The following is a 25,480-nucleotide window of genomic DNA, read 5'->3' on the forward strand; positions in this document are numbered from 1 at the left end:
ACCACCACCGCCAATATCACGGCCAGGTCCATCACCGGCAGCCTCACCGCCCAGGACAAGACCTACGACGGCACCACGGCCGCTGCCACCAGCGGTAGCCTGAGCGGGGTTATCGCCGGTGACGCCGTGACCCTCGCCACCAGCGGCGTCTTCACCGACAAGAACGCCGGCAATGGCAAGACCGTCAATCTCAGCGCCAGCCTAGCGGGTCGCGATGCCGGCAACTATGCCTTGCAGAGCTACAACACCTCGACCCTGGCCGACATCGCCCGCGCGTCCCTGACCATCACCGCCCTGGACGCCAGCAAGACGGTCGGCCAGCTCGCTCAACTCAACGGCTACAACGTGCTCGGGCTCCTGCCTGGCGATGTCCTGGCCAGCGTGACCCTCGCCAGCCCCGGCGCCGATGCCGCCGCCGCGCCCGGCGACTACGCCATCCTGCCCAGCGCGGCGAGCGGCCTCGGCTTGGGCAACTACCTCATCACCTATCGACCGGGCGTGCTGGCGGTGCAGGGCCTGCCCGCAGCCCTGGTCGAGACCCGGACCGCCAGTTTCGTACCGTTGCGCGAGCGCCCAACGCTCACGCTGCCCGCGCCGACCTTGGCGGAGAGCAACGGCCTGAGCGGTCTGCCAGGCCTGGACGTCGTCAATCGTGGCATTCGCTTGCCAGAAGGAATCTGAAGATGCGTTTCCACCCCCAGCTCGGTTGCGTCCTCGCCGCCTTGCCTTATGCGGTGCACGCCGCCACCGCGCCGGATGCCGGCCAGTCCCTGCAGAGTCTGGACCAGCAGCCCCTGGCCCTGCCCGAGCGCCAGACCCTGGACCTCAACCTGCCCAGCGCGCCGGCCACCCAAGCCGCACCGGGCGGGCCCACGCTGGAGGTCAAGGACTTCGTGCTGGAAGGCAACAGCGCCTTCCCCGACCAGGAATTGCAGCGACTGCTCGCTGACCTGCGTGACCGCAAGCTGACCCTGGCGGAGCTGCAAGCAGGCATCCAGCGCATCACCGAGCTGTACCAAGTCCAGGGCTATCCCCTGGCCCGCGCCTATCTACCGGCCCAGACCATCGAGAATGGTCAGGTGCGCGTCGCCATCCTGGAAGGCCGCTATGGCGCGGTGCGCGCCGCGCACGCCGCGGACCTGCACGGCTTCGCCCTGGCCCCGCTACAGCAATTGTTATCGGGTGATGTCGTCAAGGCGGATACCCTGACCCGCAGCCTGCTGCTCTTGCAGGAGGTGCCCGGCCGCGAGCCCAAGGCGACCCTGCAGCCGGGCGCCACCACCGGCACCTCGGACCTCGTGGTGGACATGGGTCCCGCGACGCGGTTGTCCGGCTCGCTGGATGCCGACAACTACGGCAACCGCTTCATCGGCGAGTACCGCCTGGGCGGCACCCTGAACGTGAACAATCCGCTGTCGGTCGGCGACCGGCTCAGCCTGAGGGCCACCGCCAGCGACGAAGACCAGCGCTACGGACGCATCGCCTACCAGTTGCCGGTCAGCCCCTGGTCGACCCAGCTCGGCGTGGCCTATTCGGACATGGATTACCAACTGGCCAAGAACTTCGCCGACCTGGACGCCCATGGCACGGCCAGGGTGGCCAGCGTCTTCGCCGTGCAACCCTTGATCCGCCAGCGTGGCCTGAGCCTGGATACCCAGCTGCAATTCGACGCCAAGCGCCTGCGCGACGACATCGACGCCTTTAGCGAGCGCAGCGACAAGCACTCGCGGGTCACCACCCTCTCGCTCAACGGCAGCAGCCAGGACCGCCTGCTGGGCGGCGGGGTGAACAGCTTCGCTCTGGCCTGGAGCCATGGCGATCTGGACATTTCTGGCGCCGACCAGCGCCTCCAGGACCAGAGCACCGCCGGCACCCAGGGCCAGTTCAACAAGCTCTCTCCCAGCCTGGTGCGCCTGCAACGGCTGACGGAGCGTTTCAGTCTCTACACCCAGTTGCAGGGCCAGTGGGCCGACCGCAACCTGGACAGCTCGGAGAAGTTCTACCTGGGCGGTGCCTATGGCGTGCGCGCCTATCCCCAGGGCGAGGCCGCGGGTGACCAGGGCTGGTTGGCCAACCTGGAACTGCGCTACGCCCTGACCCCGGTCTGGCAGCTGTCCACCTTCGTGGACCATGGCGAGGTGCGGCTGAACCGCGATCCCTGGACCAGCGAAGGCAACCACCGCAGCCTGTCCGGTACCGGCGTCGGGGCGACCTGGAATGCCTACGGCTGGCGCGTCAACGCCGTGGCGGCCTGGAAGCTGGGCAGCGCCGAACCCACCAGCGACGTGGATCGCTCGCCGCGGGTCTGGGCACAGGTGGTGCGGTTCTTCTAAGAGCCTGTTCAAAATCTGCTGCGCGTCGGCCAAACTGCGTTGAAAATGGCCTGGGTCGCCAGCCCGGTCGGAATGCTCATTTACCACTCGTAAACTCCGCGTCCTCAGCCCTTTGATTCGCTGGCGCTCACCCTACGGGCCAGCCGTTGGCTGTTACTCCCGTTGGTCGTTGCGCCTTGTTTGGCTCTAGCTCGCGAGATTATGAACAGGCTCTAAGGACCTTGGCTGCGCCTGTTCGGCAGTGGCCCTGTTGGGCTTCGACGATGGAGCTGTCTCAGCCCAACCTACCTTACTAGCTCGCGAGCCGTTGACCGGGCTCCCAGGAAGCCAGCAGGACGTCCCATGCCCGATTACCGGCAGATCGGTAGCCAGGCCAGGAAGGAGCTCTTGCAGAAGAAAGGTTTCTGCGGCTGGGGCACGGGATTCGGTGCAGGAGTCGGTTTAGGTGCGGGTGCGGGTGCGGGTGCGGGTGCAGGTGCAGGTGCAGGAGCCGGAACTGGCTGCGGGCTCGGCGTAGGAGGGGGCGTCGGCACCGGGGCCGGTGCAGGGGAGGGTGTTGGTTTGCCTGGGCCGCGCTGGATACAGCTGTTGCTGGCCTGAGCGTACTTGCTGGCGACTTTCCAGGAGGCGGTTTCCTCTCCATCTCGGGGTTCCAGGCTGAGGATGTAGTCACCCCAGGCGGGGCCCGCGGCCCATAGGGTGACCGGTACGCAGTTATCGGCGAGATATTTCAGGGCATTGTCGAAAGGCACCAGCCAGTTCGGATTGTTGTAGGGGATACCCAACTCACCCACGAATCCCTGTTTGTTGTTGATCTTGAGCCATTCGACGAATGGCTTTAGCCGGTTTATCCCGACCATGGGGTCCTGGGCGCCGGCATCATTGGGGTGGTCATAGGTACCGGAGTTGTTGCGGTCCAGGTAGGTGTGGGCCGAATAGAGCGTCCTGTTGGCAGGGTCCTTGACGGCGAGCAGGGCGCTACCGGAAAGGTTCTGCCACTCGGGTGCGCTGGAAAATTGTTCGCCTTCGAGGATGACGTAGTTGACGTTGTCGTAGCGCCTTACGCCATCGACACCGGCTTGCATGATGCTGGTCAGGGTACCGTTGGTATTGTAGGGCTCGTTGTTGAGGTCATAACCGAACAGGGCGGGATGTCTGCCCCAGCGTAGCGCCATGCGGCCGGTCACGTCGGTAAAGGCCTTGAGTGGCACCTCAGGACTACCGATGAGTTGGTTGTTGAAGCGGGCAAAGCCATGCAGGTCGAGGGCGATGCGAATACCGTACTTGCGGGCGAAGTCCAGGGTCTGGGTGATGAGACCTGCATACTCGCTGTTCAGCTCGGTGTAGAACCTGGGTTGTAGCCGTTCCCACAGGATTGGCAGGCGCACCGTCTTGACGCCGCGGTCGCTCCACTCTTTGAAATACTGTTCGGCAGGGAACAAGTAGTTCACGCCATGCTTGCCTGGCTGCACCTCTGCGGAAAAGGTGGCGGCGGAGAGATTGACGCCGATTAGATCGATCCCGGCCTGGGCCAGGGGCGCGCTAGCCAGCAAGGCCAGGGCGAGGGTGGCAGTGCGCAGCCGTACGCCGGTAGCGATTAGTCGCCGAACAGGGGACATGGGAGCATCCTTGCAAAACCGGTGGGAAAGGGTGAGGCGGACGTTAGCACCGCGGAAAGGGCCGCCGTAGAGGGTCCCGCCGGCCTTTTGATGGCAAGGTGATGGCCGTCACGCTTGTGCCAGCAAAGAGGCTTGCCGCCCCGTCAGCCGTGACTCATCACGACCCTCCCCAGGTAAGCGAATAGCGCTATCCTGATGGCCCGGTCGGCCGCTAGTCGAATGGTTCGAGAGCCCAATTCATCGGTCGACTGCTACCGCTCGGAGGCGCCTTCGGGCAGGGTCCTCAAGCAAAGGTCCAAGCTGTCGTCCTTTCCTGGAGAGCCTGTGCGATGGAGATGCAAGGGTGGTAATGGATGGTGCTCGGGGTCGGACTGATCCTGGGCGAGTTGCTGCTGCACTCTTTCGTGCTGCTCGGCTTCGGCGTGGGTGCCTTGCTGGTGGGCATTCTCCTGCTGGTGCTGCCGGGACTGGTGCTGGCCTGGCAGTTGCTGGCGTAGGGGCTGCTGTCGCTCGCCGCCGTGGTGCTGGTTCCGCCATGGCAAGGGCCAGAGCAAACCAGGCGAGGACTGGAGCGCCAATGCCCACCTGGGCGAGATTGGCCTGCTGGTCGCCGCGGTCGGGCCCTTCGCCCGTGGCCGCGTGCGTTTCCAGAAACCCATTCTCGGCAGCGAGGAATGGCCCTGCCTGGCCGATGCCGAGATCGCCGCTGGCGAGCGGGTTCGGCTGCTCGCCTTCGAGGGCAACCTGGCCAAGGTCGCCCATCAAGCCTGACCTCTTCTATCTATAGGGAAATAAGCCATGAGTGGTCTCATCGTTGTCTGTTTGTTGCTGGTGTTCATCGTGGTGACCGTGGCCAAGGGCGTGCGGTTGGTGCCCCAGGGCCAGGAGTGGATCGTCGAGCGCCTCGGCAAGTACCGCACCACCCTCAAGCCCGGCCTGAATTTCCTGGTCCCCTGCGTGATCAGGTCGGCTATCGGCTGAGCACCAAGGACCTGATCCTCGATGTCCAGCAGCAGGAGGTGATCACTCGTGACAACGCGATGATCCTGGCCAATGCCCTGTGCTTCGCCAAGATCGTCGATCCGGCCAAGGCCGCCTATGGGGTGGAGGATTACGCCCAGGCCATCACCAGTCTGGCGATGGCCTCGCTGCGCGCCATCATCGGCGAGATGGAGCTGGACCAGGCGCTGTCCTCGCGGACGAGATCAAGGCGCGGCTGCGGGTGAGCATGGCCGAGCAGACCCTGGACTTGGGGCATCACCGTCAAGGCGGTGGAGGTGCAGGAACTCAAGCCGACCCCGTCGATGCAGGCGGCGATGGAGCTGCAGGCGGCCGCCGAACGCGAGCGCAAGGCGGTGGTAACCCGCGCCGAGGGCGCCAAGCAGGCCGCCATCCTGGAGGCCGATGCCCGCCTCGAGGCCGCCAAGCGCGACGGCGTGGCCCAGGTGACCCTGGCCGAGGCCTCCGCCAAGGCCCTGACCAAGGTGGCCGGGGCAGCGAGCCGACGCCGGTGCTCTACCTGCTGGGTGAGCGCTACATCAACGCCATGGAGAAGCTCGCCATCAGCGACAACGCCAAGACCGTACTGCTACCGGCCGATATCCAGCAGACGGTGCGCGGCTTGCTGGGGATCAAGCCCTAGTGGCCTAGGCTAGGGGTAGTCGCGCTTGGGCAGCCGCCGATAGAGCTGCTCGACCTTTTCCCGCGCCCAGGGCGTGCGGCGCAGGAAGGTCAGGCTGGATTTGATGCTGGGCTCATGGGTGAAGCAGCGTAGCGGGATGCGCCGGCCCAGTTCCTCCCAACCGTGGTGCTCCACCAGGCGGGTGAGCAGGGCTTCGAGGGTGACGCCTTCGAGGGCGGGGCGGGATTTGTCGGACATCGATTGGGCTCTTGGCTAGGGAAGGGCAGTGTAGCCGGTGCGCCGGCCGATCGCGTATTGGTCGGGTCGATAGCCTGCTGAGCAATCCTGTTCGATAATCGAACTATTAGTCGATTATCGGATTGTTTGCGCCCGTGCGGCTTTGTAGTCTGACCCTAGACCGCCGCACCGGGCGGCGCCGATAACAAAGACGCGAGTCGACAATCCATGGCCCAGATCCTGTCCCTGAGCGAAGCCATCCAGCGCTTCGTCCACGATGGCGATACCGTCGCCCTCGAAGGCTTCACCCATCTCATCCCGACCGCCGCCGCCCACGAGTTGATCCGCCAGAACCGGCGCGATCTGACCCTGGTGCGCATGACGCCCGACCTGGTCTACGACCTGCTGATCGGCGCCGGCTGCGCCAAGCGGCTGATCTTCTCCTGGGGTGGCAACCCCGGCGTTGGCTCCCTGCACCGCCTGCGCGATGCGGTGGAGAAGGGCTGGCCGCATAAGCTCGACATCTCCGAGCACAGCCACGCGGCCCTGGCCAATGCCTATGTCGCCGGCGCCTCCAACCTGCCGTTCGCCGTGCTGCGCGGCTACCAGGGCTCGGACCTGGTCAAGGTCAACCCGGACATCAAATTCATCGAATGCCCCTTCACCGGCGAGAAGCTCGCCGCGGTGCCCAGCGTGCGTCCGGACGTCACCGTCATCCACGCGCAGAAGGCCGACCGCCAGGGCAACGTGCTGATCCAGGGCATCCTCGGCGTGCAGAAGGAAGCGGCCCTGGCCGCCCAGCGCTGCATCGTCACCGTGGAAGAGATCGTCGACGATCTCCAGGCACCGATGAACGCCTGCGTGCTGCCGACCTGGGCACTGGCTGCCGTCTGCGTGGTGCCGGGCGGGGCGCATCCCTCCTATGCCCACGGCTACTACGAGCGCGACAACCGCTTCTACCAGGCCTGGGACCCGATCGCCCGCGACCGCGATACCTTCACCCAGTGGATCGACACCTACATCCGCGGTACCGCGGACTTCGCCGCCTTCCAGGCGAAGCTGGCTGCGGAGGCCTGAACCATGAGCGACTTCACCACCAATGAAATGATGACCGTGGCCGCCGCGCGCCGCCTCGGCAATGGCAGCGTCTGCTTCGTCGGCATCGGCCTGCCGTCCACCGCGGCCAACCTGGCGCGCCTGACCCATGCGCCGGACGTGGTGCTGATCTACGAATCCGGCCCCATCGGCGCCAAGCCGACGGTGCTGCCATTGTCCATCGGCGACGGCGAGCTGGCCGAGACCGCCGACACCGTGGTGCCCACCGGTGAGATCTTCCGCTACTGGCTGCAGGGCAGTCGCATCGATGTCGGCTTCCTCGGCGCGGCCCAGGTCGATCGCTTCGGCAACATCAACACCACGGTGATCGGCGACTACCACCAGCCCAAGGTGCGCCTGCCCGGCGCTGGAGGCGCGCCGGAGATCGCCGGTTCGGCCAAGGAAGTGCTGATCATCCTCAAGCAGTCGCACCGCAGCTTCGTCGACAAGCTGGCCTTCATCACCTCGGTGGGCTTCGGCGAGGGCGGCGATCACCGCCAACAGCTGGGCCTGCCGGGCAAGGGCCCGACCGCCATCATCACCGACCTCTGCATCATGGAGCCGGAAGCCGGCACGAACGAATTCGTGGTGACCGCCCTGCATCCCGGGGTGACCCGCGAGCAGGTGGTGGCCGCCACCGGCTGGGCCATCCGCTTCGCCGACCAGGTCGCCACCACCGAAGCGCCCACCGCCACCGAGCTCGACGCCCTGCGCGATCTGCAGGCCCGCACCACGGCGGCTCACGGTGGCCAGAAGGGAGGTGAGGAATGAGTCGCGCCGTCTATATCTGCGACGCCGTCCGCACTCCCATCGGCCGACTCAACGGCGGGCTGTCCGCGGTGCGTGCCGACGATCTGGCGGCCATCCCGCTCAAGGCGCTGCAGGAGCGCAATCCCCAGGTGGACTGGCGCGCCGTGGACGAGGTGTTCATGGGCTGCGCCAACCAGGCCGGTGAGGACAACCGCAACGTGGCGCGCATGGCCGTGCTGCTGTCGGGACTACCGGAAACGGTGCCGGGCGTGACCCTCAATCGCCTCTGCGCCTCGGGCATGGAAGCGGTGGGCCAGGCCTATCGCGCCATCGCCCTGGGCGAGATGGAGCTGGTGATCGCCGCCGGGGTGGAATCCATGACCCGAGCGCCCTATGTGATGGGCAAGGCCGACAGCGCCTTCGGTCGCGGCCAGAAACTGGAGGACACCACCCTGGGCTGGCGCTTCGTCAATCCGGCGCTGAAGGAGGCCTATGGCGTCGACAGCATGCCGGTCACCGGCGACAACGTCGCCACTGACTATGGCGTCAGCCGCGCCGACCAGGACGCCTTCGGCCTGCGCAGCCAGCAACGCGCTGCCGCGGCCCAGGAATCCGGCTACTACGCCGAGGAAATCGTCCCGGTGACCATCAAGGGCAAGAAGGGCGACGTGGTGGTGGCGCAGGACGAGCATCCGCGTCCGGACACCACCGCCGAGGGCCTGGCCAAGCTCAAGCCGGTCAACGGCCCGGACCGGACCGTGACCGCCGGCAACGCCTCGGGCCTCAACGACGGTGCTTCGGCCATCATCCTGGCCTCGGCGGAAGCCGTGAAGAAGCACGGCCTCACCCCGCGCGCCAAGGTGCTGGGCATGGCCAGTGGCGGGGTGGCGCCGCGCATCATGGGCGTCGGCCCGACCCCGGCGGTGCGCAAGCTCCTCAAGCAACTGGACCTTTCCATCGACGCCTTCGACGTCATCGAGCTCAACGAAGCCTTCGCCGCCCAGGGCCTGGCGGTGCTGCGCGAGTTGGGCGTGGCCGACGACAGTCCCAAGGTCAATCCCAACGGTGGCGCCATCGCCCTGGGGCATCCCCTGGGCATGAGCGGCAACCGCCTGGTGCTCACCGCGGTGCATCACCTGGAGAAGACCGGCGGCCGCCTGGGCCTGGCCACCATGTGCGTGGGCGTCGGCCAGGGGCTGGCGCTGGCGGTGGAGCGGGTGGAGTCGATCTAGGTTTTTGCATTGGCTATCGCGGCCATGGGCCGCTCCTACAGGGCATGATGCCTTTGTAGGAGCGGCCCATGGCCGCGATGACCAGAGTCGATCGTAGAGTCCTTGCTTGAGCAATCACCGAAATTTCCAACCACCCCATGCCCACACCCCCTGTAACCGCGTGTGTCTCTCCTGGTCCGATGGCGGTAGGCTGTCTCCCGTCCATCCATACCTATAAATAAGGATCTCCATGAGCACTCGCCCGCATTACAGCTTCGAGGAGCGCAAGAAGCGCATCTTCGCCATCGTCGGCGCCTCGTCCGGCAACCTGGTGGAATGGTTCGACTTCTACGTCTATGCCTTCTGCTCCATCTACTTCGCCGCCGCCTTCTTCCCGAAGAGCGATCCCACCGTGCAGCTGCTCAGCACCGCCGGTGTCTTCGCTGCGGGCTTTCTCATGCGACCCCTGGGCGGCTGGATCTTCGGGCGCGTCGCCGACAAGTACGGGCGGCGCACCTCCATGGTCATCTCCATCCTGATGATGGGCGCCGGCTCCCTGGCCATCGCCTGCCTGCCCACCTATGCCAGTATCGGCGTCGCGGCGCCGGCGCTGCTGCTGCTCGCGCGACTGCTGCAAGGTATCTCGGTGGGCGGTGAATATGGCACCACCGCCACCTACATGAGCGAGGTGGCGTTGCGCGGCCAGCGTGGCTTCTTCGCCTCCTTCCAGTACGTCACCCTGATCGGCGGCCAGCTGCTGGCGGTGCTGGTGGTGGTGATCCTGCAGCAGGTCTTGAGCGACGCCGACCTGCGCGCCTGGGGCTGGCGGATTCCCTTCCTGGTCGGCGCCGTCGCCGCGGTGATCTCGTTGTTCCTGCGCCGCTCGCTGGAAGAGACCACCACCGCCGAGAGCCGCGCCAACAAGGAAGCCGGCACCCTGAGCGGCCTGTTCAAGCACCACAAGGCGGCCTTCTTCACCGTGCTCGGCTACACCGCCGGCGGCTCGCTGATCTTCTATACCTTCACCACCTACATGCAGAAGTACCTGGTCAACACCAGCGGCATGGACGCCAAGACCGCCAGTGGCGTGATGACCTGCGCGCTGCTGGTATTCATGCTGATGCAGCCGCTGTTCGGCATGCTCTCCGACCGTATCGGCCGCCGCGCTTCCATGCTGCTGTTCGGTGGCCTGGGCGCGGTCTGCACCTGGCCGATCCTTACGGCCCTCGCCAGCGTCCAGAGTCCCTTCGTGGCCTTCCTGCTGATCTGCCTGGCCATGGCCATCATCAGCCTCTACACCTCCATCAGCGGCCTGGTGAAGGCGGAGATGTTCCCGCCGGAAGTGCGCGCCCTGGGCGTGGGCCTGTCCTATGCGGTGGCCAATGCGGTCTTTGGCGGCTCGGCGGAATTCGTCGCCCTGAGCTTCAAGACCCAGGGGCACGAAGAGGTGTTCTACATCTATGTCTCGGTGATGCTGGTGGTGGCCTTCCTGGTCAGCCTGCGGCTGCCGCGGCAGGCCACCTACCTGCATCACGACCACTAGGAGCAACCAACAAAACTACTGCGTGTTCGCCATGCGGGCGCGTGCAGTGCTCGGAATCCTCATGTACCAGTCGTACATTCCGGTTTCTGCGCGCCGCGCGCACCCGCCTGACAACCGCTCGCTACGCTTTGTTGGCTGCTCCGCCACTTGAGGAATCCCCATGTCCAATCTGCTGTTCGATGCCTACTTCACCAGCGCGGCCATGCGCGCGGTGTTCTGTGACCATGGCCGACTGCAGGGCATGCTGGACTTCGAGGTGGCCCTGGCGCGCGCCGAGGCCGCGGTGGGGGTGATCCCGCCGACGGCGGTGGCGCCCATCGCCGCCGCCTGCCGCGCCGAGCGATACGATGCCGCCGAACTGGCCCGCGCGGTGGTCAGCGCCGGCAACTCGGCCATTCCTCTGGTCAAGGCCCTCGGCCGGCAGATCGCCGCCCAGGACCCTGAGGCCGAGCGCCATGTGCACCGCGGCGCCACCAGCCAGGACGCCATGGACAGTGGCCTGGTGCTGCAGATCCGCCAGGCGCTGGACCTGCTGGACACCGACCTGGCACAACTGGCCGAGGCCCTTGCGGTCCAGGCCGAGCGCCATGCCGGCACCGTGCTGGCCGGCCGTACCTGGCTGCAACACGCCACCCCGGTGACCCTCGGCATGAAGCTGGCCGGAGTGCTGGGCGCCATCACCCGTCACCGCCAGCGCCTGGCCGAGCTGCGGCCGCGGGTGCTGGTGCTGCAATTCGGCGGCGCCTCGGGCAGCCTGGCCGCCCTGGGCGAGCAGGCCCTGCCGGTGGCCGAGGCCTTGGCCCGAGAGCTGGAACTGGGCCTGCCGGAGCAACCCTGGCACACCCAGCGCGACCGCCTCGTCGAGGTCGGCGCCTGGCTGGGCCTGGTGGCCGGCAGCCTGGGCAAGCTGGGGCGCGATCTGTCGCTGCTGATGCAGACCGAGGCCGCCGAGGTCTTCGAACCCTCGGCGCCGGGCAAGGGTGGCTCTTCCACCATGCCGCACAAGCGTAATCCGGTGGGCGCTGCGGTGCTGATCGCCGCCGCTACCCGCGCGCCGGGGCTGGTCAGCACCCTGTTTTCCGCCATGCCCCAGGAGCACGAACGCAGCCTAGGACTCTGGCACGCCGAGTGGGAAACCCTCCCGGAGCTGTTCTGCCTGGTCTCCGGTGCCCTGCAACAGGCCCAGGCTATCGTCGCCGGCCTGGAGGTGGACGCCACGCGCATGCAGAACAACCTGGAGCTGACCCACGGCCTGGTGCTGGCCGAGGCGGTGAGCATTGCCCTGGCTGGGCGCCTGGGGCGCGAGGCCGCCCACCACCTGGTGGAGCAGAGTTGCAAGCGCGCCGTCCAGGAGGGTCGCCACCTGCGCCAGGTCCTCGGCGATACCCCTGAGGTCACTGCCGAGCTTTCCAGCGCCGAGCTGGATCTATTGCTGGACCCCGCCCATTACCAGGGCCAGGCCCGGGCCTGGGTGGCTCGCGCCCTGGCCGAACACCGCACTTTGCTTGCCCATTCCTAGACAAAAGAGGACTGCCTGATGCCCAGCGTACGTTTCGCCGATGGCGACCTGAACTACCGACTGGAGGGCCCCGAAGGCGCCCCCGTGCTGATCCTGTCCAACTCCCTGGGCACCAACCTGGCCATGTGGGACGCCCAGGCCGCGGCCTTCAGCGAAAGATTCCGCCTGCTGCGCTATGACACCCGTGGTCATGGCGCCTCCCTGGTGACGCCCGGTCCCTATCGCATGGATCAGAATGGCCGCGACGTCCTGGCCCTGGCCGATGCCCTGGGCATCGACCAATTCGCCTTCTGCGGCCTGTCCATGGGCGGTTCCATCGGCCAGTGGCTGGGCATCAACGTCCCCGAGCGGGTCACCCGCCTGGTGCTGTGCAACACCGGCGCCAAGATCGGCACCCCCGAGGTGTGGAACACCCGTATCCAGACCGTCGAGGCCGGCGGCGAGCAGGCCATGCGCGACCTGCGCGATGCCTCCATTGGCCGCTGGTTCACCCCCGACTTCGCCAGCGCCGAGCCGGACAAGGTCGATCGTATCGTCGCCATGCTCGCCAGCACCCCGCCCCAGGGCTATGCCGCCAACTGCGCAGCGGTGCGCGACGCCGACTTCCGCGAGGTGCTGGACGCCATCCAGGCGCCGACGCTGATCGTCGCCGGCAGCCATGACGCCGTGACCACCCCGGCCGACGGGCGCTTCCTGCAGGAACGCATCCCCGGCGCCGAGTACGTCGAGTTTCCCGCCGCCCACCTGTCCAACGTACAGATGGGCGCTGCCTTTACCCAGCGCGTGCTGGCCTTCCTCAGCGCCTGAAGGAGTCGATCGTGGACGAAAGAGAACGTTACGAAGCTGGCATGCAGGTCCGCCGCGCGGTGCTGGGCGACGCCCACGTCGACCGCAGCCTGGAAAAACTCACGCCCTTCAACGAAGAATTCCAGGAGATGATCACCCGCCACGCCTGGGGTGACATCTGGACCCGCCCGGGCCTGCCGCGGCACACCCGCAGCCTGATCACCATCGCCATGCTGATCGGCATGAACCGCGAGGGCGAACTGCGCCTGCACCTGCGCGCGGCGCGCAACAACGGGGTGACGCGCGAGGAGCTCAAGGAGGTGATCATGCAGAGCGCCATCTACTGTGGCATTCCGGCGGCCAATGCCACCTTCCATCTGGCGGAGGCGGTGTGGGATGAGTTGGGGGTGGAGTCGTTGGAGGGGTGAGTTTCCCCCCTCCTTGGCCTCTTTGGATGACGCCCACCAGATTGGATTTGGTGGGCGTTGTTGTTTGGGCGGCGGCGTAGGTTGGGTTGAGCGTTAGCGAGGCCGCAACATTGCGGAGGTTGGTCTTCTGCCTAGGCTTACCTGTACCCTAACTGTTTATCGTGGTCTGCTGGTGGCTCTTGTTTCGCCCACCCGGGCGAGTCACTTTTTGCAGTCGCGCAAAAAGTAACCAAAAACGCTGTCCCCACGTTTCGGCCCTCCGCTGCGCTCCGGGTGATTCGCTTCGCTCACCCTCCGGGCCAGCCTGCGGCTGTTACTCCGCTTCGCTACGTCTCCCTCGTTCCGGCGCCGCTCCGGGGGCACGGCACGAAGGGGCCTCCTGCCCCTCGCGCCTTGCTCAGCGTCCTGCCTCGCATCCCCCTCCGCGACCCCTGCGCTCTGCCTCACTGACGGGGCGGGGCGCCAGCCTGATGCTTGGGTGTTCACAGGTTGTAGCGTGGAAAACCGCGCAGCGTTTTCCACTGGATGGTACCGACACTATCAGTGGACAAGGCTTCGCCGTTGTCCACGCTACGGGCCGCCGACGTCTCTTCAACCGAAACTTTCAGGCTGGCGAAACCGCCCCGTTCAGGAGGGCGAACGCCAGTGTCGTGGAGGGGGCGAGCCGCATGGATGCGGCGAGAGGCCTAACGGGCCATGGACGGACCGTGTAGGCCGACCCCGGAACGGCGCTGGCGTGAGCGAACCTGGAGCGAAGCGGAAGGCCGGATGGTCGGGGCAAGCGGTTTTGGTTACTTTTGCCGCGACTGGCAAAAGTGACTCGCCCGGGTGGGCGAAACAAAAAGTGCCAGCAAAACTCGATAAACAGCTAGGGCACCAATAAGCCTTGGTACTGGCTCCGCCTGGTTAGGCTTCGCTCGCGCTCAATCCACACTCGGAAATCACGCCTTTATCGCGGCCATGGGCCGCTCCTACAGCAGCCGGATAACCTGTAGGAGCGGCCCATGGCCGCGATAAGGCAGTCGCCCTGTACGAAGGCAGCCCTGCCCAGCCACAGGGCTTCATGCCTTACTTAGCCACTACCCGGGTAATCCGATCCCCCTCGGCATCATCCTGCCCCTTGGCCTTGTTCACCGCGTAGACCACCCCCTTGCTATCCACCACCGCGTGGTTGGGGAAGGTGCCCAGTTCCAGGTTGGCCTTGATGTTGCCGTCCGGGTCGACCACCGTCAGGGTGCCGGCACCGCGGTTGGTGACGTAGGCCAGGCGCTTGACCGGGTCGAAGACCACGCTCAGGGCCCCGGCGCCGGTGGTGACGTTGTGCAGGGTCTGGCCGGTCTTGGCGTCGACGATCAGCAGGTTGTCGCTGCCCTGGGCGGTGATGAACAGGCGGTCGGTCTGGGGATCGTGGGCCACGTTCATGGCGGTCTTGGCGCCCTGGATCGGGAAGACCTTTTCGACGGTCTCGGTCTTGGCGTCGATCACCGCGGCCTCGTTGGTCTTCAGGCTGACGGCGTAAAGCTTGTGCACCACCGGGTCCAGGTGCAGGCCGACCACGGCGAACTGCTCGCCGCGCACGCTCGACTCGATGGTGATGTGCTTGCGCACGGCCGGGGTCTTGGCGTCGAAGCTGATGATGTCCGGGGTCATGGCCGCCGAGGCGAAGGCGCGATCGAGTTTCTCGTCGACCACCACGGTGTGGGCATGGGGCACGAGGCCGGGTTCGAATTGCTTGACCAGGCCCAGGTCGCTCTGGCGATAGACCGCCACGGTGTTCTGCCGGGTGTTGGTGGTCCAGACGGTACCGTTGCGATCGTCCACGCCCACGCCGTAGACGGCGTAGACACCGGCATCCGCGCCCGGGGCGGCAGCCGGGGTCACCTGGCGTTCGATGGACAGGTCCTTGGGATCGAGCTTGAGCAGTTGCGAGACCTTGACCGGCGGGCGGCCCACGGCAGAGGTGACGAACAGGGCGCCGGTCTTGGCGCTGATGTCCACCTGGTACAGGCCGGGGACCAGTTTGACCGCGGTGAGGCGGTAGGCGTCTGTGCCGGACAGTGGCACCACGGGCGAGACCTTGAGTGGGAAGACCGCGGCGCCCGAGGGCTGGGCGGTGCTGATGACGATGGGGTGCTGGCCAGGGGCGGCGTCGTCGGGGATGCGGATGGTCGCCTTGAAGTTGCCCTGGGCGTCGGCTACGTAGGCGGCATCGGGGTTGAGCGCCACGCCGCCGCGGGACAAGGTGATCTGCTGGCCGGGCTTGAAGCCGCGGCCCTCCAGTGCGACCTCGCCGCCCGCCAGGATGGCGGTGCCGGCGACGGGGCTGGCCTTGATCTCGCCGCGGTAGTCCGGATCGGGAGCGTCGAAGCTGGAGCGCGCCTGGGCGGTCTGTACGCCCAGCGCCAGCACGCTGGCGAGCAGGGTGAGGGAAAGGGCACGCCGGCCCTTGGCCGCAGACGCTAGAGCGATGTTCATCGAGGATTCCTTGTATCGGCGATCGAAACGCCCGCGCCAGAGCGCCGGGCAGGAGAAGCCCTCCAGGGCGCGGCTATGTTAATGCGAAAAGCGAAATACTTGCATTTAGATTTGCAGGTTTTACGCGGACGCCTCGGTCGGGGCATCGAGGCTGAGCTGCATCAGGCAGGCGCCGGGGCCGTAACCGGCCAGCTTGGCGGCGAGCGCCGCGTCGGCGGGGACCGGGCGATAGTGATGGCGCTGCCAGTAGCCGATGGCGCCAGGCAGGGACACCAGGCGCCCGCGGGGCAGGCGGGCGCGGCGCGCCTGGCCTTGGGCATGGCGATAGAGGCATCCAGCCACCCCCAGGCCCTGGGCATCGGGATGCACCGCGCAATCGTGCAGGAACCAGGTCGAGGCCTGCGTGGGCAGCCGTTCCAGGTGGGCGCCGAGCACTGGCGGCAGGCCATCGTCCCAGGGATAGCCGATCAGATAGCCTTGCAGCCGCTCCTGGACGTCGAGGGCGGCCCAGCAGTGCTCGGGCGCGAGGGCCAGGCGATTGGCGTAGAAGCCGTGGTCTTCGAGCAGCTCGGCAGGGTAGTTGGCTGCCTGGATGTCGAGGACGGCGGGGAGATCGGCGAGGCGGAGCGGGCGTATCGAGGGCATGACGACAGGGGAAAAGGTCCGGTCGGGCAGTATGGTCACTGCCCGACCGGGAGGCAAATGCCTCGGAGCTGTGGTTATGAGTTCCCCGTGCAAGCCTGCGCCAGGCCATGCAGCAACGGATTCTGGCGACGACCTTGGTTTGCCTGGTCACGCCCTCTAACCCGCTGGTTACGTCGCGATGGTCGCTTCCAGACAGGTGTCTCGGGCTCAGCCCTTGGCGATCAGCCGCGAGTTGCGGGCATTGCGGAATTGCAGGTCTTCGATGCCTAGCGTGGTGGTCTCGGCTTCGGCACGGGCGGCGAGGATGAGGTCGTGATGCGGGGACTTGGCGCAGACCGGATCGGCGTTGCGCGCATCGCCGGTGAGCATGAAGGCCTGGCAGCGGCAGCCGCCGTAGTCCTTTTCCTTCTCGTCGCAGGAGCGGCAGGGCTCGGGCATCCAGTCGTAGCCGCGGTAGACGTTGAAGCCGAAGGAGTCGTACCAGATGTGCCTGAGGTCCTGCTCCTTCACGTTGGGGAAGGCGATGGGCATCTGCCGGGCGCCGTGGCAGGGCAGGGCGGTACCGTCCGGCGTGATGGTGAGGAACAACTTGCCCCAGCCGTCCATGCAGGCCTTGGGGCGCTCTTCGTAGTAGTCCGGGGTGACGAAGATCAGCTTGCAGGGATGGTTATCGGCCTTGAGCCGGGCGCGGTACTCGTTCGTGATGCGCTCGGCGCGCTCCAGCTGAGCCTTGGTCGGTAGCAGACCGGCGCGATTGCGCTCGGCCCAGCCGTAGAACTGGCAGGTGGCGAGTTCGACGAAGTCGGCTTCCAGGGCCAGGCAGAGGTCGATGATCTGGTCGATGCGATCGATGTTGTGCCTGTGGGTGACGAAGTTGAGCACCATCGGGTAGCCATGGGCCTTGACCGCCTTGGCCATGGCCAGCTTCTGGGCGAAGGCCTTCTTCGACCCGGCCAGCAGGTCGTTCACCTGTTCATCGCTGGCCTGGAAGCTGATCTGGATATGGTCCAGGCCGGCCTGCTGGAATTCGGCGAGGCGCGCCTCGGTCAGGCCGATGCCGGAGGTGATGAGGTTGGTGTAGTAGCCCAGCCGGCGGGCCTCGCGGATCAGTTCGGCGAGGTCCTGGCGCACCAGGGGCTCGCCCCCGGAGAAGCCGATCTGGGCGGCGCCCATCTCCCGCGCCTCGGCCATGACCTTGAACCACTGTGCGGTGGTCAGCTCGCGACCCTGGGCGGCGAAATCCAGGGGATTGGAGCAATAGGGGCACTGCAGCGGGCAGCGATAGGTAACCTCGGCCAGCAGCCACAGGGGCAGGCCGACATTCGGCTTGGCTACCACCGGCGGCTGCGGCAACTGCATGGGCACGCCCGACAGGCTCGTGTCAGCCGAGCAGGAGCCAGTGCTCTGCACGGGCGACCTCCATGAATTGCTCCACGTCGTCGCCCAGCTCGGGCACGCCGGGAAAGCGTTCGTCGAGGACGGCGATGATGGCCGCCACGTCACGCTGGCCGTCGATCAGTTCGCCGATGGCGGCGGCGCTGTCGTTGAGCTTGATCATGCCTTCGGGATAGAGCAGCACATGGCCGTCCTGCGCCGGCTCGAACTGGAAGCGATAGCCGGGGCGCCAGCGTGGCACCTGGGTACGGTCGAAGCTCATAGGTCGATTCCTCGGTGCCAGCGGCGCTCGGCGGTGACGCTGTGATAGGGCGGGCGGTGCAGTTCGTAGGCCATGCTCATGGCATCGAGCATGCTCCAGAGGATGTCCAGCTTGAATTGCAGGATCTCCAGCATGCGCTGCTGGGATTCCCAGGTGGTGTAGTGCTGCAGGGTGATCTGCAGGCCGTGTTCGACGTCGCGGCGGGCCTGGCCCAGGCGGGTGCGGAAGTACTCGTAGCCGGCCGGGTCGATCCAGGGATAGTGGGTCGGCCAGGCGTCCAGCCGCGACTGGTGGATCTGCGGCGCGAACAACTCGGTGAGGGAGCTGCTGGCGGCTTCCTGCCAGGAGGCGCGGCGGGCGAAGTTGACGTAGGCGTCCACCGCGAAGCGCACCCCCGGCAATACCAGCTCCTGGGAGAGCACCTGCTCGCGGTCCAGGCCGGTGGCCTCGGCCAGGCGCAGCCAGGCCTCGATGCCGCCTTCGCTGCCGGGCTCGCCGTCGTGATCGAGGATGCGCTGCACCCACTCGCGGCGGATCTCGCGGTCCGGGCAGTTGGCCAGGATGGCGGCGTCCTTGAGCGGGATATTGACCTGGTAATAGAAGCGATTGGCCACCCAGCCCTGGATCTGCTCGCGGCTGGCGCGACCCTGGTACATGGCCACGTGATAGGGGTGGTGGATGTGGTAGAGGTCGCCCTTGGCACGCAGGGCGGCTTCGAATTCGGCGGGAGTAAGGGCGTCGGGCATCTTGGGGATCGCGGCCATGGGCCGCTCCTACAGGGTGATGGACAGGCCGTCCCAGGCGACTTCCACGCCCTGGCGCTCGACGATGGCGCGTTCGGGGGAGTCTTCGTCCAGGATCGGATTGGTGTTGTTGATGTGGATCAGCACCTTGCGCTGGCGTTCGAAGCCGGCCAGCACCTCCAGCATGCCGCCGGGGCCGCTTTGCGGCAGGTGCCCCATCTCGGTGCCGGTGCGGGTGCCCACGCCGCGGCGCTGCATCTCGTCGTCGGTCCAGAGGGTGCCGTCCACCAGCAGGCAGTCGGCCTGGCCCATCAGCTCCAGCAGGGCGGCGTCAGGCTGGCCTAGGCCCGGGGCATAGAACAGCTTGCCGCCGGTACGCCGGTCATGGACCAGCAGCCCCAGGTTGTCGCCAGGGTGCGGATCGTGACGATGGGGCGAATAGGGCGGCGCGGCGCTGCGCAACGGGAAGGGCGTGAACTCGAGAGCCGGGCAGGCCGGGATGGTGAAGCTACCGCTCAGGGCGATGGGCTGCCAGGTCAGGCCGCCATTCCAGTGCTCGAGCATGTTGAATAGCGGAAAGCCAGTGGTGAGGTCCTGGTGGACCATCTCGGTGCACCAGACCTCGTGGGGGCAGCCCTCGCGCAGGCTGAGCAGGCCGGTGGTGTGGTCGATCTGGCTGTCCAGCAGGACGATGGCGCGGATACCGGTGTCACGCAGGGCCCGCGCCGGCTGCAGCGGGGCGAAGCCGGCCAGCTGGGCGCGAATATCGGGCGAGGCGTTGCACAGGATCCAGTTCACTCCGTCGTCGGACAGGGCGATGGAGGACTGGGTACGGGCCTGGGCCCTGAGGGTACCCTTGCGGAAACCGTCGCAGTTGGGGCAGTTGCAGTTCCACTGGGGAAAGCCACCGCCGGCGGCGGAGCCGAGAATCTGGATATGCATGGGAAGGGCTGAACCTGGAAAAAGTACGCCCCGGCGGACCGGGGCGTGGGGCGCATCAACGGTTGGCGAAGTACATGGTGACTTCGAAGCCGATGCGCAGGTCAGTGTAGGCAGGCTTGGTCCACATGGGAGGTCTCCTCTTTGACTGCGAAAGCCGGATGGATCCGGTCGCCAAGTTTAACAAAGTTGCTTGGCTAAGGGTTTTGCCGATAGCGAATCGGTGGGGTGGCGCCGACATAACTGTCTTACCGATCCTGCAACAGATTGACCGCTGCCGATTGCCGACGCTCCCGGGAAAATGTTGAAAGCTATGACAGCCAGCCGGGCGGTGCGGCGGCGTTGGCCAGGACGAAGCGCGGTGCGTCGGTGGCGGTGAGCTGCTGCCAGGCCTGCGGCAGGGCTTGATCGTCCAGGGCGGCCAGGGCTTCCTGCAAGGGATTGAGGTCCAGGGCACCGCTGCGTTGGAAGCCCCACCAAAGGCGCTCGGCCAGGGCAGCGCGCTGGGTGGTGGCGGGACTGAAGTCACGTACCAGTTGGCGAATGTTTTCCGCCAGCGTGGTGGCCTCGGCCTGCACGGCGGCCAGACTGTCAGCCAGGCAGCCCTCGATTTCCGCCAGGATGTCCACCGCCCGGGCATGGGGTGACTGCACCCCGATCAAGAGGCCGCCGTGATCGCCCAGCTGGCGATAGGCGGAAAACACCGCATAGCCCAGTTGCCGCTCACTGCGCAAGCGACGGAACAGCGGCGCCTGCAAGTGCGCCGCCAGCAGGCGCCAGGCGGCTTCGGTGGCGGGCTGCGCATCGGGCTGCGGGCAGAACAGCAGCAGCGCCTGCTGGGCCTCGGCGCTGGGTTCGTGATGCCAATGGCGACCGCTGAAGCACGGCGGCTCGCCGAGCGGTACGGCCCACGGCTGCGCTGGCGGGGCGACCTTGGCCAGGGCCGCCTGGGCGGCCTGTGGCAGACCGCAGGCCAGGGCCTGCCAATGGGGGCTACCGGCACCGGTACGCGGCATGACGGCTGGCAGACGTCCCGGCAGCACCTTGAGCAACTGGCGGATGAGCATCGGCTCGGGCGGTGCCGTGGCCGGTGCCTGGGGGGCGTCGAGCGCGCCCTCGAGCTGGTGCAATGCCCGTTCCAGCGTTGCCGGCAGCGTGGGAGACCACCCTTGCAGCCGCAGTTCCCAGGGAGCGCCGGGTGGACTCCAGCGCAGATTGATCCCCGCCTCGGCGGCCAGGCGCGGCAAGGCGCCCAGGACCGCGACAGCGGGTGCGGCCGGCATCGGGCCGGGCCACTGCCAGCGCAGGAATAGCAGCCCTTCACGTTGCTGGGGGGCGAGGGCCTGGCTGATCGGCCAGGGCTGGGCGCCTGGCATAGGCAGGTCAGGGGGCTGGGCGAGCAGGGGATTGGCGGGTGGCAGGCCAAAGGGCGGGACGACCGCGGCGCCTGTTCGCCGCTCTGCCGATGAACCGGCGGCGAAACCACTGAGGCGTTCCGGTACCAGTTGAGCCGTCAGTTGGGGCCAGGCCGCCTGGGCGGCGGTGGAGAGCCCGGGCTGGGGCCAGCCCAGGCCGTCACGGTCCAGCCAGAGTCGCTCGCCGAGGCGGCGGACCAGCGGCAAGGCGGGTAGGGTGGCCCACTGGCGTTGGACCCGTGCCGCGTGGCCCTCCTCCAGAGTCGCCAGGGGCACCTGGCGCAGGGCCGTCAACCAGGTGAACAGCGCGGCGGTCAGCCCAGCCGGCGTGGCCTGGGGACCGGGCACCGCCTCCAGCCGCAACAGCCCTTGGCCGGCCTGGCGATAGGGCCAGGCGAGGTGCAGGCGCTCGGCCTGGCCGGCCTGGCGCAGGCAGGCCGGCAACCCGCCCGGATGCTCGCCGAGCAGCAGGGCTTCGAGCAATTCCGCGGCTTCCCAGCTACCAGGGGGCAGGTCATCGAGGGCGAATTGTAGCGCCAGCATGGGCGGCGCGGCGGTGCTGGTCTGCCAGCCTTCGCCGGTGGCGGGGAGCGGCGGGGGCGCCTCGGCGCGGGGCGCTGGCCCGGGCGATAGGACCGCGCCCTGTTCGCGCGCCAGGCGTTCCAGTTCGGCCAAGGACTGCGGGCCGGCGAGCACCAGCAGGGCGTTGGCGGCGCGGTAATGGTGCTGCTGGAAGTCGTGCAGCGCCGCCTGGAAGGCCGGGGCGTTGAGCGGCAGGCTGTATCTATTGCCGGCATGAAAGCCGGCAGCCGGATGGGTGGCGGGTAGCCCCGCGGCCAGCGCCAGGTCGCGGCGGGTGTCGGCACTGCGCGACCAGGCGATGAATTCGGCGTGCAGCACCTCGCGCTCGCGGTGCTGGGCGTCGGGCGCCAGCAGAGGCGCGGCGAGCATGTCCAGCAGCCGGGCGAGGCCGGCGGCCAGGTGCTCGGGGGCCAGGGCGAAGAAGAAGTCGGTGGTGGTCTCGCGGGTGCTGGCATTGAGTTCGCCGCCGAGGCGTTGCACCAGCGGCATCAGGCCGTCGGCCGCGGGATAGTGGCGACTACCCAGGAAAAACAGGTGTTCGAGAAAGTGCGCTAGCCCCGGATAGGCCTGCGGCGCCTGGTGACTGCCGGCGCCGATGCGCACCAGGGCGGCGGCCTGGGGCAGTTCGGGATCGTGCAGCAGGGCGACGGCCAGGCCGTTGGCCAGGCGCAGGCGGCGGTGTTGGGAAAGAGAGCTGGGCATGGGGGTAGCTTAACCGAGTCCGAGGGAAGGTGATGGCGCGGGGTTTGCCCTCACCCTGGCCCTCTCCCAGGGGGAGAGGGGGAAGAGCGAAAGCCGTGCCTGGTTTTGCCCTTACCCCGGCCCTTTCCCGGGGGGAGGGAGAAGAGCGAGAGCCGTGCCTAGGTTTACCCTCACCCCGGCCCTCTCCTTGGGGGAAAGGGGGAAGAGCGAGAGCCGTGCCTGGGTTTGCCCTCACCCCGGCCCTCTCCCCGAGGGAGAGGGGGAAGAGCGGGTGGGGTGGCTGGGTTGGTCCTCGCCTTGGCCTTCTGCCAGGGAGAGAGGGAGCGTTCGAGGCACGGTCTTGACCCCGTAGCGTGGAAAACGGTGCAGCCTTTTCCGCTGGGCCTTAGATGCCAGGGGGCTCTTTTCATAGAGAGATAAAGCCCAGGCGAAAAAAATCCCGGCTGGGCCGGGATTTCGGGGTGGGGCGAGGGGGGTTCCAACAGGATGTCAAAAATGCTCGAAGCATCCTCGCCCCGAACCCTCTCCCGGAGAAGAGGGGAGCTCGGGCGCGGGCGCCCTTACTGCTTCTCGGGCAGGGCGAAGGCCATCACGTAGTCACCCTGCTTGGTGCCCAGCGAGCCATGGCCGCCGGCGTAGACCAGCACGTACTGGCGACCGTCCTTGCCGGTGTAGGTCATGGGGGTGGTCTGACCACCGGCCGGCAGGCGGCCTTTCCACAGTTCCTTGCCGTTCTTCACGTCATAGGCGCGCAGGTACTGGTCCAGGGTGCCGCTGAGGAAGGCCAGGCCACCGGCGGTGGTGACGGTGCCGCCCAGGCTGGGCACGCCCATGGGCAGGGGCAGCGGAACCGGCGAGTTGTCGCGCACGGTGCCGTTCTTGTGCTTGTAGACCAGCTTGCCGGTGGTCAGGTCGAGACCCGCCACGTAGCCCCAGGCAGGTGCCTGGCAAGGCAGGCCCAGCGGCGACAGGAAGGCCGACAGGATCACGCCGTAGGGCGCGCCCTTGTTGGGCTGGATGCCCTCGGTCTCGCTCTTGCGCGCCGGCTGGTTGGCGATCTCTTCACGCGGGACCAGCTTGGAGGTGAAGGCCATGTAGCTGGGATTGAGGAAGGCGATCTGGCGGACCGGATCGACCGAGATACCGCCCCAGTCGAACACGCCGAAGTTGCCCGGATAGACGATCGAGCCTTGGGTGGACGGTGGGGTGTAGATGCCCTCGTAGCGGTGCTCGCGGAAGGCGATGCGGCACAGCGCCTGGTCGAAGGGCGTACCGCCCCACATGTCGCTTTCCTTGAGGGTCGGCGCGGCCAGGTTGATCGAGGAGACCGGCTGGGTCGGCGAGGTGTGGTCGCCTGCCACCGCGCCCTGGGGCACCGGGGTTTCGGTGATCGGATAGAGGGGCTGACCGTTGGTGCGGTCCAGCACATAGATGCTGCCCTGCTTGGTCGAGGCCATCAGCGCGGGTTTCACGCCGCCAGCGGTCTTGATGTCCACCAGGGTCGGCTGGCCGCCCACGTCCATGTCCCAGAGGTCATGGTGGGTGAACTGGTAGTTCCAGCGCACCTTGCCGGTGGCGATGTCGAGGGCCACGACGCCGGCGCTGTACTTCTCGGACGCCGGGGTACGGTCACCGCCCCATTGGTCGGGCATCTGGTTGCCCATGGGCAGGTAGACCATGCCGACCTTCTCGTCGACCGCCATCATCGACCACATGTTGGGCGAGTTGCGGGTATAGATGCCGTCGGCGGCGATGGGCGCGGTGGCGTCCGGATTGCCGCTGTCCCAGTTCCATACCAGCTTGCCGCTGTGCACGTCGTAGGCGCGGACGACACCGGAGGGCTCGTCCGTGGAGACGTTGTCGGTGACGTGGCCGCCGATGATCACCAGGTTGCGGGTCACCGCCGGCGGCGAGGTGGAGTAGTAGCCACCGGGCGTGAAGCTGCCCATGTTGGCGCTCAGGTCGATCTGGCCGTTGTCGCCGAAGTCGCTGCACACCTTGCCGGTGTCGGCGTTGAGGGCGATCAGGCGGGTGTCGGCGGTGGGCAGGAACAGGCGCCGCGGGCAGCTGTTGGCGACCGGGGTGCTCTGCTCGTCGACCGGCACGGCATTGCCGGTGGCCGGGCTCTGGCCGGCAGTGGTGGTGCCGGCGTAGGTGGCGTCGTCGTGGTAGGCCACGCCGCGGCAGGTCATGTGCGCCCAGCCCTTGAAGCTGTCGGCGTGCTGGGTGCTCAGCTTGGGATCGAAGCGCCAGATTTCCTTGCCGCTGTCGGGGTCCACGGCGATCACCTGGCTGTGCGGCGTGCAGACGTAGAGCATGCCGTTGACCTTGAGCGGAGTGTTTTCCGCGGTGGTCTCCTGGGGATCGTTCGGGCCGGGGATGTCGCCGGTGCGGAAGGTCCAGGCCGGTTGCAGGTCCTTCACGTTGTTGACGTCGATCTGCTTGAGCGGCGAGTAGCGATCACCGAAGGCGGTACGGCCATAGGAGGGCCAGTCGCCGTCGGCGGCGGTCGGCGCGGCGCTCTCGGTGCCGGCGGTGTCGCGGCCCAGGTCACCGTCCAGACGGTTGTAGTTGACGAACTGGGCGATCAGGGCAACGGCGCCGGCGATCACCAGCGAACCCACCAGCGGCAGGCCGCCGCTGCGGCTGTCCAGCGGACGGCGGAACGCCGGGATCAGCAGCACCAGACCGAGCACGAACCAGAGTGCCAGGCGCGGCACCAGCTGCCACCAGTCGAACTGGACTTCCAGCACGGCCCAGGCGGTGGACATGACCAGGAAGAAGGCATAGACCCAGACGCCACTGGCCCGGCGGATGCACAGCAGGTAACCGCTCAGGGCGAGCAGCACGCCGCCGCCGAGGTAGTACAGGGAGCCGCCGAGGGTGGCCAGTTTGATGCCCAGCCCCAACAGGGCGAGGCCCAGGAGGATGAACAGGATGCCGAGTAACCTGGCAGGCAGGCCTCCCGGTCTCGCGTTGGAAGTGACAGTCATGGCAGTGCTCGCAATGCAATCGTGAAAGAGACTTCGACTCGACCGACGTCAGCGCAAATCGGAACCGCATGCGGATCTGGCGTCTGCTACGTCTGAACCTGTTGTCTATCTTATTGTTCCACCCCATCGCCGGCTTCCCTGGCAGGAAGCTGGTGAGATCGCGCTGAGGCGAAGCGAGGCATGGCGC

General features: G+C 67.1%; 24 protein-coding genes and 1 other RNA gene. 14 read left to right on the forward strand and 11 right to left on the reverse strand.

Annotation, left to right across the window (positions count from 1 at the left end; translation table 11 throughout):
- Positions 1-681: YDG domain-containing protein (locus RND78_RS24505; protein ID WP_312732597.1), on the forward strand; the 681-nt coding region annotated here is incomplete at its 5' end.
- Between the two features lie 2 nt (positions 682-683).
- A complete protein-coding gene (locus RND78_RS24510; RefSeq protein ID WP_312732598.1) occupies positions 684-2,333 on the forward strand; it encodes a ShlB/FhaC/HecB family hemolysin secretion/activation protein in 1,650 nt (549 codons plus the stop codon).
- Between the two features lie 350 nt (positions 2,334-2,683).
- On the opposite strand, the gene RND78_RS24515 is transcribed toward RND78_RS24510, so the two are convergent.
- Positions 2,684-3,952, reverse strand: a complete 1,269-nt coding sequence (locus RND78_RS24515; protein ID WP_312732599.1) for a cellulase family glycosylhydrolase — start codon at positions 3,950-3,952, stop codon at positions 2,684-2,686.
- Positions 3,953-4,305: 353 nt separating this feature from the next.
- On the opposite strand from RND78_RS24515, the gene RND78_RS28490 reads away from it, so the two are divergent.
- From RND78_RS28490 to RND78_RS24530, 4 genes are all read left to right on the forward strand, one after another.
- Positions 4,306-4,449, forward strand: a complete 144-nt coding sequence (locus RND78_RS28490; protein WP_409457120.1) for a hypothetical protein — start codon at positions 4,306-4,308, stop codon at positions 4,447-4,449.
- Between the two features lie 142 nt (positions 4,450-4,591).
- Positions 4,592-4,723, forward strand: a complete 132-nt coding sequence (locus RND78_RS28495) for an NfeD family protein (protein ID WP_409457121.1) — start codon at positions 4,592-4,594, stop codon at positions 4,721-4,723.
- A gap of 116 nt (positions 4,724-4,839) precedes the next feature.
- Positions 4,840-5,178 carry a paraslipin gene (locus RND78_RS28500; RefSeq protein ID WP_409457122.1) on the forward strand — a complete coding sequence of 113 codons (339 nt, stop codon included), beginning with the start codon at positions 4,840-4,842 and terminating at the stop codon, positions 5,176-5,178.
- Between the two features lie 284 nt (positions 5,179-5,462).
- Complete coding sequence (locus RND78_RS24530) at positions 5,463-5,594, forward strand: hypothetical protein (protein ID WP_312732601.1); 132 nt, start codon at positions 5,463-5,465, stop codon at positions 5,592-5,594.
- A 9-nt stretch (positions 5,595-5,603) separates the two neighbouring features.
- On the opposite strand, the gene RND78_RS24535 is transcribed toward RND78_RS24530, so the two are convergent.
- On the reverse strand, positions 5,604-5,831 hold the full coding sequence (locus RND78_RS24535) for a VF530 family protein (RefSeq protein ID WP_312732602.1): 228 nt from the start codon (positions 5,829-5,831) through the stop codon (positions 5,604-5,606).
- A 207-nt stretch (positions 5,832-6,038) separates the two neighbouring features.
- Between RND78_RS24535 and RND78_RS24540 the strand changes: the two genes are divergently transcribed.
- The 8 genes from RND78_RS24540 (at position 6,039) to pcaC (ending at position 13,142) form a co-directional block, all read left to right on the forward strand.
- Entirely contained in the window at positions 6,039-6,887 is an 849-nt protein-coding gene (locus tag RND78_RS24540; RefSeq protein WP_312732603.1) for a CoA transferase subunit A, read from the forward strand.
- A gap of 3 nt (positions 6,888-6,890) precedes the next feature.
- Entirely contained in the window at positions 6,891-7,676 is a 786-nt protein-coding gene (locus RND78_RS24545) for a CoA-transferase subunit beta (protein ID WP_312732604.1), read from the forward strand.
- On the forward strand, positions 7,673-8,887 hold the full coding sequence (pcaF, locus tag RND78_RS24550; RefSeq protein WP_312732605.1) for a 3-oxoadipyl-CoA thiolase: 1,215 nt from the start codon (positions 7,673-7,675) through the stop codon (positions 8,885-8,887). The genes RND78_RS24545 and pcaF overlap by 4 nt, the downstream gene beginning before the upstream one ends.
- A 229-nt stretch (positions 8,888-9,116) precedes the next feature.
- On the forward strand, positions 9,117-10,409 hold the full coding sequence (locus RND78_RS24555) for an MFS family transporter (RefSeq protein ID WP_312732606.1): 1,293 nt from the start codon (positions 9,117-9,119) through the stop codon (positions 10,407-10,409).
- A gap of 61 nt (positions 10,410-10,470) precedes the next feature.
- A non-coding RNA gene (locus tag RND78_RS24560) (sX9 sRNA) lies at positions 10,471-10,546 on the forward strand.
- 23 nt (positions 10,547-10,569) lie between these two features.
- Positions 10,570-11,928 carry a 3-carboxy-cis,cis-muconate cycloisomerase gene (locus tag RND78_RS24565; RefSeq protein ID WP_312732607.1) on the forward strand — a complete coding sequence of 453 codons (1,359 nt, stop codon included), beginning with the start codon at positions 10,570-10,572 and terminating at the stop codon, positions 11,926-11,928.
- 18 nt (positions 11,929-11,946) lie between these two features.
- The gene (gene pcaD, locus RND78_RS24570; RefSeq protein ID WP_312732608.1) at positions 11,947-12,735 is read left to right on the forward strand and encodes a 3-oxoadipate enol-lactonase; all 789 of its coding nucleotides are present in this window, start codon (positions 11,947-11,949) and stop codon (positions 12,733-12,735) included.
- 11 nt (positions 12,736-12,746) lie between these two features.
- On the forward strand, positions 12,747-13,142 hold the full coding sequence (gene pcaC, locus RND78_RS24575; protein ID WP_059231751.1) for a 4-carboxymuconolactone decarboxylase: 396 nt from the start codon (positions 12,747-12,749) through the stop codon (positions 13,140-13,142).
- A 1,068-nt stretch (positions 13,143-14,210) separates the two neighbouring features.
- On the opposite strand, the gene RND78_RS24580 is transcribed toward pcaC, so the two are convergent.
- From RND78_RS24580 to RND78_RS24620, 9 genes are all read right to left on the reverse strand, one after another.
- Positions 14,211-15,617, reverse strand: coding sequence for an ATP-binding protein (locus RND78_RS24580; protein ID WP_312732609.1), 1,407 nt, complete (start codon positions 15,615-15,617; stop codon positions 14,211-14,213).
- 120 nt (positions 15,618-15,737) lie between these two features.
- Complete coding sequence (locus RND78_RS24585; protein ID WP_312732610.1) at positions 15,738-16,301, reverse strand: GNAT family N-acetyltransferase; 564 nt, start codon at positions 16,299-16,301, stop codon at positions 15,738-15,740.
- Positions 16,302-16,469: 168 nt separating this feature from the next.
- Positions 16,470-17,621: a pyrroloquinoline quinone biosynthesis protein PqqE gene (pqqE, locus tag RND78_RS24590; protein WP_312732635.1), complete on the reverse strand. Its 1,152-nt coding sequence runs from the start codon at positions 17,619-17,621 to the stop codon at positions 16,470-16,472.
- Positions 17,622-17,643: 22 nt separating this feature from the next.
- The gene (gene pqqD, locus RND78_RS24595; RefSeq protein WP_312732611.1) at positions 17,644-17,919 is read right to left on the reverse strand and encodes a pyrroloquinoline quinone biosynthesis peptide chaperone PqqD; all 276 of its coding nucleotides are present in this window, start codon (positions 17,917-17,919) and stop codon (positions 17,644-17,646) included.
- The gene (gene pqqC, locus RND78_RS24600; protein ID WP_027601038.1) at positions 17,916-18,665 is read right to left on the reverse strand and encodes a pyrroloquinoline-quinone synthase PqqC; all 750 of its coding nucleotides are present in this window, start codon (positions 18,663-18,665) and stop codon (positions 17,916-17,918) included. The genes pqqD and pqqC overlap by 4 nt, the downstream gene beginning before the upstream one ends.
- A gap of 27 nt (positions 18,666-18,692) precedes the next feature.
- Complete coding sequence (pqqB, locus tag RND78_RS24605) at positions 18,693-19,604, reverse strand: pyrroloquinoline quinone biosynthesis protein PqqB (protein ID WP_312732612.1); 912 nt, start codon at positions 19,602-19,604, stop codon at positions 18,693-18,695.
- A 55-nt stretch (positions 19,605-19,659) separates the two neighbouring features.
- The gene (pqqA, locus tag RND78_RS24610; RefSeq protein WP_003243383.1) at positions 19,660-19,731 is read right to left on the reverse strand and encodes a pyrroloquinoline quinone precursor peptide PqqA; all 72 of its coding nucleotides are present in this window, start codon (positions 19,729-19,731) and stop codon (positions 19,660-19,662) included.
- A gap of 181 nt (positions 19,732-19,912) precedes the next feature.
- A complete protein-coding gene (gene pqqF / locus RND78_RS24615; protein WP_312732613.1) occupies positions 19,913-22,300 on the reverse strand; it encodes a pyrroloquinoline quinone biosynthesis protein PqqF in 2,388 nt (795 codons plus the stop codon).
- Between the two features lie 560 nt (positions 22,301-22,860).
- Positions 22,861-25,293, reverse strand: a complete 2,433-nt coding sequence (locus tag RND78_RS24620) for a glucose/quinate/shikimate family membrane-bound PQQ-dependent dehydrogenase (protein WP_312732614.1) — start codon at positions 25,291-25,293, stop codon at positions 22,861-22,863.
- Between the last annotated feature and the right edge of the window lie 187 nt (positions 25,294-25,480).

The sequence above is a fragment of the Pseudomonas oryzihabitans genome (assembly GCF_032027545.1).
Classification (GTDB): domain Bacteria; phylum Pseudomonadota; class Gammaproteobacteria; order Pseudomonadales; family Pseudomonadaceae; genus Chryseomonas; species Chryseomonas oryzihabitans_F.